The sequence below is a fragment of the Paenibacillus antarcticus genome (assembly GCF_001637225.1).
In the GTDB taxonomy this organism is placed as follows: Bacteria; Bacillota; Bacilli; order Paenibacillales; family Paenibacillaceae; genus Paenibacillus_AQ; species Paenibacillus_AQ antarcticus.
Genome location: NZ_LVJI01000053.1, coordinates 1 through 14,050 on the forward strand (window position 1 = coordinate 1; position 14,050 = coordinate 14,050).

Sequence of the window (14,050 nt, forward strand, 5' to 3'; positions counted from 1 at the left end):
ACTGATATTTTCTAGCAGCGATTTCGAGAAGCATAAGCTTCGAAAAATCATGTTTGGTGGCGATAGCGGAGGGGTTCCACACGTACCCATCCCGAACACGACCGTTAAGCCCTCCAGCGCCGATGGTACTTGGACCGCAGGGTCCTGGGAGAGTAGGACGTCGCCAAGCAGTCATCCTGAAATACATGTACATACACTTATGTAGGTCATGTTTTACAGAAAGCATTATAACACAATTGCTTATATTCCCTGATAGCTCAGTTGGTAGAGCACTCGACTGTTAATCGAGTTGTCACAGGTTCGAGCCCTGTTCGGGGAGCCATATAAGGCCCGTTGGTCAAGCGGTTAAGACACCTCCCTTTCACGGAGGTAACAGGGGTTCGATTCCCCTACGGGTCACCAATTATATTGTTTTACTCATATGGAGGCTTAGCTCAGCTGGGAGAGCATCTGCCTTACAAGCAGAGGGTCGGGGGTTCGATCCCCTCAGCCTCCACCATAATAATTTTATATGCTTATCAATGACGCGGGGTGGAGCAGCCCGGTAGCTCGTCGGGCTCATAACCCGAAGGCCGCAGGTTCAAATCCTGCCCCCGCAATTAATTTTATTCCATTAAGGAATAGATTACTATGGAACCGTGGTGTAGTTGGCCTAACATGCCTGCCTGTCACGCAGGAGATCGCGGGTTCGAATCCCGTCGGTTCCGCCATTTTTACAATATGAGTCATTAGCTCAGTCGGTAGAGCACCTGACTTTTAATCAGGGTGTCGAAGGTTCGAATCCTTCATGACTCACCATTTCTTTATCAGTGTGCGCGTGTGGCGGAATTGGCAGACGCACTAGACTTAGGATCTAGCGTTTCACGACGTGGGGGTTCAAGTCCCTCCACGCGCACCATATGTTTGCGGACGTGGCTCAGCGGTAGAGCATCGCCTTGCCAAGGCGAGGGTCGCGGGTTCGATTCCCGTCGTCCGCTCCATTTTTTATTCTTGTATTTGCGCCCTTAGCTCAGCTGGATAGAGCGTTTGACTACGAATCAAAAGGCCAGGAGTTCGAATCTCTTAGGGCGCACCATTTTTATTTAGTAAATACATATTCGCCGGTGTGGCGGAACTGGCAGACGCGCACGACTCAAAATCGTGAGGGAAACCGTGGGGGTTCGAGTCCCTTCACCGGCATACAACGGGACGTAGCTCAGCTTGGTAGAGCACCTGGTTTGGGTCCAGGGGGTCGCATGTTCAAATCGTGTCGTCCCGATAAATCTTAAAGACCATCGAAGTTATTCGATGGTCTTTTTGCTGTATAAATCTATCACTCTTCGGTCACAATAAAGAAAAGAAGGCAGATAGAAGGGGATCAATGTGAATGCTTCAAAACTAAAAAAGCAAATTAAAAAGAATTGGAAACAGTGGAAGCGACGTACTGGAACAACCGCATTGTGTGTGATCGTAGTTGGGATGGCTTGGTGGGGATTACATCTCTCTGAGAAAGTTCAATCTTTATTGAATTCAAAACCACAAATTGCGGTCGAAACTCTACAATACCTACAAAATACTAATACTTCGCTTGATGGGGAGTCTAATGACGATCTGTATTTTTTGCAAAGATTAAATGATTCCGATAAAGCTCATAAGGTTATGTTTAGGAGGAGTTATGTTTGTGGTCAAGAAGAACAAGTTCTAGGTAAGATGCGTTTTGAGAGGATCAGTGAGCTGATTCATAAGAACCCCACTTGGACAGGACATCTTGATCATAACGGGGATGTATGGCTAGTAGAATCGATCTCAGACTTATCTCCTGTCTGTAAACAGAAGGCATATATGAGTATGGATGCAGATGGAAATCTTACGTTGTATGAAGGACCACCGAATAAGGAAAAGGTATTAAAAACATTCTTTCAGCTTGATATCAATTCTATGGAATCGGCACTCCCTGAAGGCGTACTAAAAGAATTATACGATGGGATTCGAATTCAGGATATTGATGAGTATAACAGTGTTATATCAACCTTTAGTGACTATGCACGGGAACATAGCGCTAATGTTATGAAGAGAACGAATTAAAGATAAACTGAAGAGAACAAAAATAAATCCTTCTAGTGAACTAGAGGGATTTATTTTAATTACAATATATAATGTTAGACTTGAACTGTCCAATGAAGCGTATCCGGTATCAATCCAGTTTGAATACCAGTAATGGTATCATAGAGTTTCTGCGAAAGTTGACCAATATGCCCTTGATTAACGATCATTTGATGATTATTCCAGAATAATTCCCCAACTGGAGAAATTACGGCAGCGGTCCCGGTTCCAAAAACCTCTTCTAAAGTACCATTAAGGGATGCTTCGTAGACTTCTTCTATAGAAATCTGACGTTCCTCAACAGGAACTCCCCAATTGTTTAATAGCTCCATAATAGAATCTCGGGTTACACCTGCTAAAATGCTACCATTAAGTTCAGGGGTAATAACTTTGCCATTAATTTTAAAGAATATATTCATGCTGCCAACTTCTTCAATATATTTCTTCTCTATAGCATCTAGCCAAAGTACTTGAGAGTACCCTGCATCTTTGGCCTCCGTCTGAGCTTTGATACTGGCAGCATAATTACCTGCTGCTTTAGCAGTACCTAATCCACCACGAACCGCACGTGTATAGGAGCTTTCAACATTAATCTTAACAGGTTCTAATCCTTCGCTATAGTAAGCACCAACAGGTGATAGAATGACGAGAAGTTGATAAGTGTGGGAGGCACGTACACCTAGGCATGCTTCAGTTGCGATAATAAAAGGTCGAATATATAGTGAAGTACCTTTTCCGGAAGGAATCCATTCTTTGTCTACATTAACTAGTTTTTGAATGGCATGGATGATGAAATCGCCATCGATTTCTGGAATCTCAAGACGTCTATTCGATTGGTTGAAGCGCTCCATATTTTTATTGGGTCTGAACAAAAGAATTTGCTCATCCTTCGCTATGAATGCTTTCATGCCCTCAAAAACGGCTTGACCGTAGTGAAATACCATTGCTGCAGGATCTAACACTAAAGGAGCATAAGGAACAATACGAGGCTCATGCCACCCTTGTTCTAAATTGTAGTCTAGTAGAAACATATGGTCTGTAAAATAATGACCAAAAGGTAGATTACTTTGATCTGGTTTGGCTTTGCGGATGTCTGTTTGCTGAATTTTAATTTCTTCCATGTTCATAATCCTCCTATGTCTCAATGAAATATATTATCTTACATTATAAAGAATAAAAAAACAATTGGTCAATCCAATTATGCCATTAAATTAATAGTTACCAATATAGAGTTGAATAATACGTTACTCATAACGATTAGTTATCTTAATTCACTTTTTCAGATAGTCAACTAAATGATAGAAACAACATAATACGTATAAGTTTTATAACATATATAAGAAGAAAAGAGATTTATAATTGAGGAACTAGAGGTTTCATGTCATATAAACTAACGCAAACCGATAATAATTACCAATGATTTCGCTTACATTAGAGTATTTTACCCCTTTTATAGATAAACCTTACCTTGCGAGAATAGAATGCGCTTTCTATAATAAGAAGTGTAATAGAAATCATTATATATGGAGGGTCATAAAAATGAAAAAGAGCATCACAATGATTTTGTCCTTGATTTTCGTTACTTCAGCATTACTTACTGGTTGCGGAGGCAACAATAATGCTACGAACACAGCAAACAAGGGGAAAGATACCGACGTTAAAACAGAAGAGAAAGTAAGCGAAGAACCGTTTGAAATGACGATCCGCCATACACAGATAGGTGCGGACAAAGAGAAACGTTTTGCTATCCTTCAGGATGTTGTGAAAACGGTTCAAACGGAAGTTCCTGGATTGACATTCAAGCTTGATGGGGTAGATTCAGACGTAAACCGTAAAGAGAAACTTCGCGGGGAAATGGCTGCAGGAAGTACTCCTGAAATCTTTGAACTTTTCGGAAGCCCAGATTCCAAAATTTATGCTAAAGAAAACAAATTGCTTGATCTGACACCGATTCTTGCTGAACTAGGCATTGCAGACCAGTTCTCAAACCTAGATCCTTTCACGTACGAAGGAAAAGTATACGGATTGCCAATCGGTGGTTCTGGTGAGGGTTTCTTCTATAATAAAGGTTACTATGAAAGTAAAGGCTGGAAAGCACCAACTACATTTGCAGAGTTAGATCAACAACTAGCTGATATCAAAGCTGACGGTAAAGTACCAATGGCTGGAGCTTCTAAAGCTGGATGGGTACCTCTAATGCTTGCTAATCACTTGTGGTCTCGTTATGCAGGTCCAGACGTTACTAACAAGTTCGCTACAGGCGAAGCTAAATGGAGTGACGCTAACGTAGTTCAAGGTTTTGCTAAGTATAAAGAGTGGGTAGACAAAGGATATTTCAAAAAAGGCGAACTTGGCTTTGAGTATGCTGAGTACACAACTCAATTCACAAGTGGTGAAGCCATTCTTATGTATGACGGAACTTGGAAGTCTTCCGTATTCAAAGCTGGTCAATCCGGTGAAGGTTTGATCGGTAAAGTTGGATTCTTCAATCTTCCAGCAGTTGATGGCGGAGTTGGTGATCAAACTGCACTTATGCGTGATGTAAACAATGGTTACGGATTCTCGGCTACTGTTGCAAATGATCCACGTCAGTTAGCTGCTGTTACATCATTCATTAAGAATTTCTATAATGAACAAATTCAATTACGCGGACTTGTAGAAGATGGTGTTCTTCCTTCTATGAAAATTGATCAAGCTAAGCTTAACGAAAGTATTACAGATGATTTGATGAGTGAAATCGTTGCAGTTCTTAACACTTCCCAATCATCATTCCCTGCATTTGACTCACTTGTTCAAGCAGATGTTACAACTGAAATCAGTAATATTCAGATTCAAAGTTTGATCGGTGGTCAGACAACTCCTGAAAAAATGGGAGCAGCAATACAGAAAGTACAAGAAGAAGCTAACGCAGCAGTGGAATAAGGAGCAGTAAATTGAATGTATCCTGGTTCATTCATTGATCCAGGGTACGTTTTTAAAATCTCCTATTAAACACATCCGCTAATGTCCAACAATCGGAGGTAGTCATGAACAAAGCACTGAGAAATCCCTTGGCCTTTACCCTATTTGTTTTACCGGCACTATTTCTGTTTATGATGTTTTTTATTTATCCCATTTTTAGTTCGATATATTACAGCTTAACCAGCTGGAATGGTGTTTCAGATACGGTTAAATTTGCAGGTCTTGCCAATTTCAAAAAAGCGCTTGGAGATGAGCGTTTCTGGATATCAGCTAAAAACAACGGATTATTTATTTGTTTCTCCGTTTTTATACAAGTACCTTTAATTGTATTGTTTTCACTCTTGATTGCTAACGTTAAAAAACTGAAGGGGCTGTACAAGACAGCTGTATTTATGCCTTCAATTATGTCAACAGCAGTTATCGGTATTCTTTGGGGTTTCATTTATGAGCCAAATATCGGTCTACTTAATAAGTTGATTGGTCTGGTTGGTATAGAACCAATCTACTGGTTATCTGATGAAAGATTCGCAATGATCTCTATTCTGATCACGAATGCATGGCAGTGGACTGGATTTTACATTGTAATGGTATTGGCAGCAATTCTGTCGATTCCAGGTGAACTGAATGAAGCAGCGATGATTGACGGAGCTACTGGAGTTCAGCGTGCAACAAGAATAACACTTCCACTCATCATGCCGATTATAACTGTCGTTATTATGTTATCCATTGCAGGAGCTATGAAAGCTGCTGATATTGTTATCGTCATGACGAAGGGTGGACCAGCTGGTTCTACTGAAGTAATGGCAACTTACATGATTAAATATGCAATCACCAACTTTAAATATGGGTACGGCAATGCAATCGCCGTTCTAATCTTTATGTTTACGCTGTTGGTTACGGCTCTTTACCAGCTGTTGATTGCCAGACGTAACGAAAGGATTGAATACTGATGCTTCGTACCTTGAAAAAGTGTATCCCACATGTAGTTTTATTATCATATCTGCTCGTTATTCTCTTTCCTTTCCTGTTTGTGTTATTCTCATCAGTTAAGAAGAATAATCTTGAGATTGCCTTGAATCCTTTTGGTATTCCGAAGGAATTTGTCTTCGATAATTATATTGAAGCATGGGTAAATGCCAAGATTAGTACGTATTTCTTCAACAGTATGTACATAGCTATTTTTGCATCAGTAGTGACTATTTTGTTGGGTTCGATGTTCGCATTTGCCGTAACTCGTATGCGTCAAGGCAAATGGAACGGTATTCTTTTTTCCTTAGTTCTTATAGGAATGCTAATTCCTAATAATGCACTTATGCTACCTATTTATACTATAGTGCGTAAGCTAGGAATACTTAATACTCACTGGGCGCTAATTATTCCTTATATTGCTAATGCAATTCCATTTACTGTTATTATTTTGGCGGCATTTATGCGTATTCTTCCGAGAGAAATTGAAGAAGCAGCTGTAATGGATGGCTTGAATGCTCCAGGTATTTTTGCTAGAATTATTGTACCTTTAACGGTTCCAGCTATGGTTACAGTATTCATTGTTAATTTCCTGGGAAATTGGAATGAATTCTTACTTGCCAACTATTTCCTTTCCAATGATGAACTACGTACACTTCCGGTAGGAATGGTACAGTTCCGTGATCAATACCAGATGAACTACGCACAAATGTCAGCAGGTATCGTCTACAGTGTGTTACCAGTTGTAATTATCTATGCGTTCCTTCAGGAAAAGATTATCGAAGGTTTAACAGCGGGAAGCGTAAAAGGATAACGTTTCTTCGAAAGTTAGGAGCTTTAGCCCATGAATTTACGCTACAAATTGTTTGCTGCATTTTTGGGCCTAATCATCATCCCATTGTTTATTCTTGGGATGATTATGTTCTTTGTAACTTATAATTCAATTGAGAAGAAGTACAGTGAACAATCGGAGTATTCTCTCAAAGCGATTAGTTACAACATTTCAAATGTATTTAATGAGATGGATAACTTGACAGACAACGGGATTGCTACGTCGGTATTTCATATGGCGCTCAGTGCGGATGATCCCACAAATCAGGATCTGACTGATAGTGAGCAGCTAAGTCTGAATGCCAGTCAACGTAACTTTCGAAGTCTACTGTTTAACCACCCTTCAATCAGTTACGCTTTTTTGTACAACTTCAATGGAAAAGGCGGCTCGGAAATCGTATCGCTATTTAGTAAAGATAATTTCAGTACCCTTCCATATGATAAGTTCAAAGAGAGCGAAATGTACCGTGATGTTTTAACTATGAACGGAGTGCCAAAGTGGTTGGCTCCTCACGAATATCCTGAACTGACAGGAACTGAACCTGTTTTTACGCAAATCCGGCTTGTGAAAGAGCTAAGCTTCTTTCAGAACATCGGTATTCTCGTAGTGCAGATCAAAAATTGGGAGTTCGAATCGATATTTCGTAACCTGAAAGTAGGAGATAGCACTCAAAAGGTTTCTTTCATGCTCGTAAATGATGATGGAATGATTTTGTTCGATCCTGACAAAGATTTAAGTGGACAACATTTTCAATCATTTACGAATAAAGAAATTACCTTTAAGAAAGGCTTCCAAAGTTTCAAAACACAGTTTGAAGGGGAGAAGAGTATTGTCTCGATGTACCACCTGAAGGATCATCCGTGGAGCCTAGTATCTGTGACATCATGGGATTCATTATCACGGGAAGTTACGATTTTTGCTAGATGGTTCGTTTTTGTTATTTTTATCTGTTTTTTAGCAGCTTTGATTTTTAACCTATTCTTTATGAATCGGATTACTGGTGAAATAGCGGTCATTGTTCGGTTCATGCGTCGCGTAGAGGGTGGAGATCTCATTAGCCGAATGGAAGAAAAGGGTAATGATGAACTAACACTGCTGGCTAAAGGTTATAATGACCTCATGGATAAAATCAATAACCTATTTAATCGGATTCAATTGGAGCAACGAAGAAAGAATCAAGCAGAGATGCGTGTTTTGCAGGCCCAGATTAAACCGCACTTTTTATTTAATACGTTAGAATCAATCAATGTGTTAGCTGTGCAGAATGAAGGTCGTAAGGTAAGTGAGATGGTTTACAGACTCGCAAGTATCTTGCGTATCACCATTCAGGATAGGGACGAAATCACACTTGAAGAAGAAATTAAACATCTTCGTGACTATCTCGATATTCAAAAATTTCGTTTTGAGGATTTATTCGACTACGAAATAGATATTCCAAAAGAATTACACGGATGTGGAATTTTGAAGCTTACTCTTCAGCCACTGGTGGAGAATAGTATTCAGCATGGCTTTGAGGGTATTCCCTATAAAGGCAAGCTAAGTATTAAAGGCTTTGAAGAACGTGGTAATTTGATTCTTAGGATTGAAGATAACGGCATTGGCATGAACTCGTCCCAGTTGTCTATGTTTCAGTATATGGTAAGCGAGAGTGCCGATAATGAAGATCAGGGTCATAAGGATGAAGCGAAACGCGGTAACCGGGTTCATCTGGAACGCAGGGGCCTCGGAGTCCGAAGTGTAGCTGATCGTATCCGTATTGAATATGGCTTCAGATATGGAATCTTCATTTGTTCCAGCCAGGATTGCGGGACAATTATTCAATGTGTCATACCTATATACGAGCAGGGGGAAGATCACAATGCTAAAAGTATTATTGGTTGACGATGAGGCACCTATTCTTAATAACTTGAACAGAGTGCTTCCTTGGCAGGAAATGGGGATGACTGTTACCGGCATGGCGCGCAGTGGGATGGAGGCTCTGCTTATTGCAGAGGTGGAGCGTCCTGATCTCGTACTATGCGACATACGTATGCCTGTAATGGACGGATTAACGTTTGTCGGAAAGTTACGCGAGATGGGTCTGAACAGTGAGGTATTGTTAATTACAGGTTATCAGGAATTTGATTACGCACGTGAGGCTATACGACTTGGTGTAAAGGATTACATTTGTAAACCGATTCATTATGAGGAATTAGAAAATAAGATCAGAGATATCGGTGTACAGATCCGAAGTAAACAATTCAAAGATAAGTTGTATAATACAATTCCTCTGTTTAAAGAGGTCCCGACTGATGAGAATGAAAGTACTAAGAAAACAACGGAGCAGCTTATGAATACAGCTGTTCAGTATATTACTGAACGCCTGAATTCAGATATTGGTATCGAAGAGATGGCCGCCATGCTTGGAATTAGTTGTAGCTACTTTTGTTTGTTGTTTAAGAATCGCTTTTCCATGACTTTTGTGGAATATGTGACGCTCCAACGGATGACAGCCGCCAAATTCATGTTGGCTAACAGTGACAAAAGTATCTCAACCATCGGTTCTGGAGTAGGTTATCAGGAACGGCGTTATTTCACAAAGGTATTCCAGAAGCAGACAGGGATGTCTCCCAAAGAATACCGGGACCATAACCGTGCTGATGTTCGTTGAGTTATATGACGCTGAGAAATAGATCTAGTCTAATAGGAAGACTCCTTGTTCTTAGGTTCGAGGAAAGAGACGATTACCCTGTGCTTATGCATGAAGGATGATCGTCTCTTTTTTTTATAATAGAGAGAGCGATCATTAGTCTACATTTTATTAAATATATTTTTACTCAGAGACGGTATTTCTAGCAATCATAGACTTACCTATGAGTTTTTCATATAATAAAGAGACGAATACATATGTTCGCTTTATGATGAGGGAGAGATTGATTTTGCGCATTTTAGGAATTGACCCGGGTATTGCTATTGTCGGATTTGGTGTTGTTGACAAAGAGGGAAGCAAAATCACACCGGTTCAATATGGAAGTATTCAGACGGTAGCTCATACGCCAGAAGAAGATCGATTGTTACATGTGTACGAAGGTATGGTACAGTTGATAGATAAATATAAACCTGATACGGTCGCATTCGAGAAGTTATTCTTTAATCGAAATGTGACAACGGCAATGATCGTAAGTCAAGCACGTGGTGTGATGATTCTAGCGGCTGTGCAAAAAGGACTTCCAATTGGAGAGTATACGCCGTTACAGGTGAAACAAGCTGTTGTTGGATATGGAAAGGCTGAAAAAAAGCAGGTTCAGGAGATGGTGCGTATTTACTTGCGCTTGAAAGAAGTTCCTAAACCTGATGATGTTGCAGATGCCTTAGCTGTCGCCATATGTCATGCACATTCATATACTTTAAATTCAATGTTAAATGAGGTATTGCGGAAATGATTGATTTCTTAACAGGGCCTGTTGTTCATTTGGAAAGTGATTATGTAGTATTAGATGTCCGTGGTGTGGGATATCGTGTGTTTTGTCCCAATCCTTATGTTTTTGCAAAGGCTGAAGGTGAAGTTACGATTTATATTCATCAAAATGTTCGTGAAGATGCAATATTATTATTTGGTTTCCCAACACGTGATGAGCAGAAGTTATTCCGGAAGTTAATTGAGGTATCTGGTATTGGACCAAAGGTTGCCCTTGGCATACTAAGTGGTGGTAATCCTGATCTTGTGGTGTCAGCCATTTTCCAAGAGAATATTACATTCTTAACTAAGCTACCCGGTATTGGAAAGAAAACGGCTCAGAGAATGATTCTTGACTTGAAGGACAAGTTGGAAGGCTTTGGGACAGGTGCAATCTTGGGTGGTTTGTTCACGGTTCCGGAACCTCAAGAGGGAGATGGATCTTCTTGGTCTGAAGCAAGGGAAGGCTTGAAAGCCTTAGGTTATACAGAAACAGAGCTTGATGGCGTATGGTTAAAAATTAAAGATGATGTCTCATATGAAGACACGATTGACGTCTTAATGAAGCGGGCTCTCAAACTGCTCTATGCGGGCTAAGGAATAGGAGCGATAGTGAATGGAAGACCGTATCATATCAGCAAACATGATGATGGAAGATCAGGCGGTGGAGCTCAGTCTTCGCCCTCGATATTTGGCAGAATATATTGGTCAGAATCAAGTGAAGGAAAATTTAAAAATTTATATTGAGGCAGCTAAAATGCGCAAAGAGGCACTGGATCATGTGCTTTTATATGGTCCGCCTGGACTTGGTAAGACTACGCTTGCTAATATCATAGCTAACGAACTAGGGGTGAATTTGCGGACAACGTCCGGGCCAGCCATTGAACGCCCAGGAGATTTGGCTGCATTACTGACGAATCTTCAAGAAGGGGATGTATTGTTCATTGACGAAATTCACCGTCTGCACCGAACAGTAGAGGAAGTAATGTATCCAGCGATGGAGGATTTCGCGCTCGATATCATGATTGGTAAGGGACCAAGTGCGCGCTCAGTTAGATTAGATCTACCTCCTTTCACTTTAATAGGAGCAACAACGCGTGCAGGATTGTTATCCGCACCGCTACGTGATCGATTTGGTGTAGTCAGCCGTCTTGAATTTTATAGTGTGGATGAGCTTAGTTACATCGTGTCAAGAGGTGCTGATATATTTGGAATTGAGATTGTGGGCGATGCTGCCGATGAGATAGCGCTTAGGGCACGGGGGACACCTCGGATTGCCAATCGTCTATTGAAACGAGTTAGGGACTATGCGCAGGTGCGTGGAGATGGGATGATCACAAGAGATATTGCAGATCAAGCACTCCAAATGCTACAAGTAGACCCTAGAGGTCTGGATCTCATTGACTACAAGATACTTCATACTATGATTACCAGCTTTCGTGGGGGTCCAGTTGGATTGGATACGATTGCTGCAACAATCGGAGAAGAGAGTCAAACGATTGAAGATGTGTACGAACCCTATTTAATGCAGATTGGATTTCTACAACGTACTCCACGAGGGAGAATGGTGTCACCTGCTGCATATCAACATTTAGGATTGCCACAGCCCCCTCAGCAGAAGTAAATAATCTATCTCAGAGAGGAGAAATTCAATGTTTCTTCATATGAAAAGTAAAGCGTTGAAATGGTTCTGTAAAGGAATGCTAGTCGCTGCTGTCGGAACAGCTTGTTTACCTTTCCATGATAATAAGGTTATGGCAGCAGGACTCATACCAGATTCCATACGAGTAGCGATGTTTCTGGATTTAGGAAATACGTACAAATCAACGACACAAGCTGTAACCCTTCAGTCTGTAGCTCCTTGGAGTGCAGGATTTAATGGGAATGACGGTTATCATTCTTTGATTAATATCTCGCAATCAACACAAGTGCGTTTCAGTCTTGATTCATTTCGAGTTAAAGTATTAGAGACGAAGGATTGGAAAACAGCGACGGCAGCATCACAGAAGCTGTCTGCAACGAATGATAAACCGTTACTATTCAGTTCAACACTTGGAGGAAGTACGGTATATCAATTGTACACAGGACCTTATGCAACTGAACAAGCGGGTAGAGAGGCTGGAAATCGTGTAACACAAACCGCATCCGCTCAATTGAACGGTCAAGTGCCTTCTCTTAAGGGAAGTAAACATTGGTCTGCAGGTGTTTATAGTACGCAAGCTGAAGCGCAGACTCAGCAACAAACCATTCAATCTGCTGGATTTGATGCCATGACTGTTCTTCAGAGCGTACCTTCTGTCGGAACCCAATATGCAGTATGGGTAGGAGAAGCTGCTAATGATCATGAACTGGCAGGTATTCAACAGGAGATGAGTCAACGTATACCCACCGTGACTTTATCAAATGTAGATTCTTCGATTCCAGCACTTATCATGCGTCAAGATGTTGGAGTAAACCTTACTTCACTCCAAACGATAGATCATTATCAGATAAGTGGTGACACATCGAAACTGTGGATTCCAGAACAATCGAATGGGATACAAGTCACAGAAAGATCCAAACGTATTTATCGTGGTAATTGGGAAATAAGTTCATATAATGGGCAGATCGCTTTGGTAAATGAAGTTCCTCTAGAACAATATTTGTACTCTGTTGTTGGCGCAGAAGTGCCTTCATCATGGCCTAGTGAGGCATTGAAGACACAAGCAGTGGCTGCACGTAGTTATGCTATTTTTCAGAGAAATAAATATAAAGTAGCGGATGTAGTCGATACAACGCTAAGCCAAGTATATAATGGAACAAGTTCTGAAGCAGCCAGTGTTACTAAAGCTGTTGATGATACTCAGGGAGAAATCCTTATGAAGGATGGTAAGGTAGTTGAGGCCATCTTCTCATCCAACAGCGGCGGGGTAACCGCAGATTCTAGTGAGGTATGGAATAGTAACAATAATACCTTTACAACTGTCACAAGTGAAGGTGATTTATCTGCACAAAAGAGTCTTAAAATGTGGTATCATATTTTGTTGAATAATGGACAAACAGGTTATGTTCGTGAAGATAACGTGAAGGAATTGTCCACCACAACAGCCTCAGGACTTGCTCAGTTAACGGTAACATCCACGGATACGAATGTTCGTGTAATTCCGTTAGTTCAATCCAATGTTCCTGCAGTGAGTAAACTTAATCCCGGTAATACGGCAGTTATTCTCGATAAAGTCGCCGAATCTAACACCTATTCATGGGTAAGAGGTCCGTATACTTCAGCCAAACTACTTAAGGCAATGAAGGGGAAGGGTACATTAGTATTACCTTCTACCATTAACTCACTGGATGTTACGAGACGAGGACCATCGGGTCGGGTTGTAGAACTGCAGGTAAATGGACAAATCTTGGATGTGAAGTATCCGGATATGTTCCGATCTGCATTAAATGGATTACCAAGTACATTGTTTGATATTGCATCTACAGGAAGTTATACTGTATTAGGTTCAGATGGCACAACGGTAAAAGCATCAACATCTTCTAAGACTTCTGTGATCTCGGCTTCGGGGACGGTCAGTCTTAATGGTACCGGAATGGTTATCATGAATAGTGAATCTAAGGCAAATGTATTAGATGCTAGTGATAAGTTTATATTTATCGGGCAAGGAAACGGTCATGGTCTAGGACTTTCTCAATGGGGAGCCAAAGGTATGGCAGATGCAGGAAATGGTTATCAGGATATTTTGAAACACTATTATCAAAATGTCACTATCGCTAAGGAATGACGACAC

At 40.8% G+C, this 14,050-nt stretch carries 11 protein-coding genes, 11 tRNA genes and 1 rRNA gene; 22 read left to right on the forward strand and 1 reads right to left on the reverse strand.

The features are described 5' to 3' along the window. Nucleotides 1-52 precede the first annotated feature (52 nt). From rrf to PBAT_RS22495, 13 genes are all read left to right on the forward strand, one after another. Nucleotides 53-169 (forward strand): 5S ribosomal RNA (gene rrf / locus PBAT_RS22435). Nucleotides 170-246: 77 nt separating this feature from the next. Further along, a tRNA-Asn gene (locus PBAT_RS22440) sits at nucleotides 247-322 on the forward strand. Nucleotides 323-327: 5 nt separating this feature from the next. Continuing rightward, nucleotides 328-402, forward strand: a tRNA-Glu gene (locus tag PBAT_RS22445). Nucleotides 403-423: 21 nt separating this feature from the next. Beyond that, nucleotides 424-499, forward strand: a tRNA-Val gene (locus PBAT_RS22450). Nucleotides 500-525: 26 nt separating this feature from the next. Then, nucleotides 526-599 (forward strand) — tRNA-Met (locus tag PBAT_RS22455). A gap of 33 nt (nucleotides 600-632) precedes the next feature. Continuing rightward, nucleotides 633-710 (forward strand) — tRNA-Asp (locus tag PBAT_RS22460). Nucleotides 711-722: 12 nt separating this feature from the next. Continuing rightward, nucleotides 723-798: transfer RNA gene (locus PBAT_RS22465), tRNA-Lys, on the forward strand. A gap of 15 nt (nucleotides 799-813) precedes the next feature. Next, nucleotides 814-898, forward strand: a tRNA-Leu gene (locus PBAT_RS22470). 7 nt (nucleotides 899-905) lie between these two features. Next, nucleotides 906-980 (forward strand) — tRNA-Gly (locus tag PBAT_RS22475). An 18-nt stretch (nucleotides 981-998) separates the two neighbouring features. After that, nucleotides 999-1,075 (forward strand) — tRNA-Arg (locus tag PBAT_RS22480). A 24-nt stretch (nucleotides 1,076-1,099) separates the two neighbouring features. Then, nucleotides 1,100-1,179 (forward strand) — tRNA-Leu (locus PBAT_RS22485). Nucleotides 1,180-1,184: 5 nt separating this feature from the next. Next, nucleotides 1,185-1,258 (forward strand) — tRNA-Pro (locus PBAT_RS22490). A 104-nt stretch (nucleotides 1,259-1,362) separates the two neighbouring features. Further along, nucleotides 1,363-2,064 (forward strand): BofC C-terminal domain-containing protein, encoded by a 702-nt coding sequence (locus PBAT_RS22495; RefSeq protein ID WP_068652912.1) that lies wholly within the window; start codon nucleotides 1,363-1,365, stop codon nucleotides 2,062-2,064. A 74-nt stretch (nucleotides 2,065-2,138) separates the two neighbouring features. Here the strand turns inward: PBAT_RS22495 and PBAT_RS22500 are convergent, their stop codons facing one another. Continuing rightward, nucleotides 2,139-3,209 carry a branched-chain amino acid aminotransferase gene (locus PBAT_RS22500; RefSeq protein ID WP_068652913.1) on the reverse strand — a complete coding sequence of 357 codons (1,071 nt, stop codon included), beginning with the start codon at nucleotides 3,207-3,209 and terminating at the stop codon, nucleotides 2,139-2,141. 412 nt (nucleotides 3,210-3,621) lie between these two features. On the opposite strand from PBAT_RS22500, the gene PBAT_RS22505 reads away from it, so the two are divergent. From PBAT_RS22505 to PBAT_RS22545, 9 genes are all read left to right on the forward strand, one after another. Next, entirely contained in the window at nucleotides 3,622-5,004 is a 1,383-nt protein-coding gene (locus PBAT_RS22505; RefSeq protein ID WP_068652914.1) for an extracellular solute-binding protein, read from the forward strand. A 104-nt stretch (nucleotides 5,005-5,108) separates the two neighbouring features. Then, nucleotides 5,109-5,993, forward strand: coding sequence for a carbohydrate ABC transporter permease (locus tag PBAT_RS22510; protein ID WP_068652915.1), 885 nt, complete (start codon nucleotides 5,109-5,111; stop codon nucleotides 5,991-5,993). Beyond that, entirely contained in the window at nucleotides 5,993-6,823 is an 831-nt protein-coding gene (locus PBAT_RS22515; protein WP_068652916.1) for a carbohydrate ABC transporter permease, read from the forward strand. Before PBAT_RS22510 ends, PBAT_RS22515 begins: the two co-directional genes overlap by 1 nt. 30 nt (nucleotides 6,824-6,853) lie before the next feature. After that, the gene (locus PBAT_RS22520; RefSeq protein WP_068652917.1) at nucleotides 6,854-8,722 is read left to right on the forward strand and encodes a cache domain-containing sensor histidine kinase; all 1,869 of its coding nucleotides are present in this window, start codon (nucleotides 6,854-6,856) and stop codon (nucleotides 8,720-8,722) included. Continuing rightward, nucleotides 8,700-9,491, forward strand: a complete 792-nt coding sequence (locus tag PBAT_RS22525) for a response regulator transcription factor (protein ID WP_068652918.1) — start codon at nucleotides 8,700-8,702, stop codon at nucleotides 9,489-9,491. The genes PBAT_RS22520 and PBAT_RS22525 overlap by 23 nt, the downstream gene beginning before the upstream one ends. 268 nt (nucleotides 9,492-9,759) lie before the next feature. Then, nucleotides 9,760-10,263, forward strand: coding sequence for a crossover junction endodeoxyribonuclease RuvC (ruvC, locus tag PBAT_RS22530; RefSeq protein WP_068588071.1), 504 nt, complete (start codon nucleotides 9,760-9,762; stop codon nucleotides 10,261-10,263). Then, nucleotides 10,260-10,874, forward strand: coding sequence for a Holliday junction branch migration protein RuvA (ruvA, locus tag PBAT_RS22535; RefSeq protein ID WP_068652919.1), 615 nt, complete (start codon nucleotides 10,260-10,262; stop codon nucleotides 10,872-10,874). The genes ruvC and ruvA overlap by 4 nt, the downstream gene beginning before the upstream one ends. A 19-nt stretch (nucleotides 10,875-10,893) precedes the next feature. Continuing rightward, complete coding sequence (ruvB, locus tag PBAT_RS22540) at nucleotides 10,894-11,901, forward strand: Holliday junction branch migration DNA helicase RuvB (RefSeq protein WP_068588065.1); 1,008 nt, start codon at nucleotides 10,894-10,896, stop codon at nucleotides 11,899-11,901. 28 nt (nucleotides 11,902-11,929) lie between these two features. After that, the gene (locus PBAT_RS22545) at nucleotides 11,930-14,044 is read left to right on the forward strand and encodes a SpoIID/LytB domain-containing protein (RefSeq protein ID WP_068652920.1); all 2,115 of its coding nucleotides are present in this window, start codon (nucleotides 11,930-11,932) and stop codon (nucleotides 14,042-14,044) included. Nucleotides 14,045-14,050 lie beyond the last annotated feature (6 nt).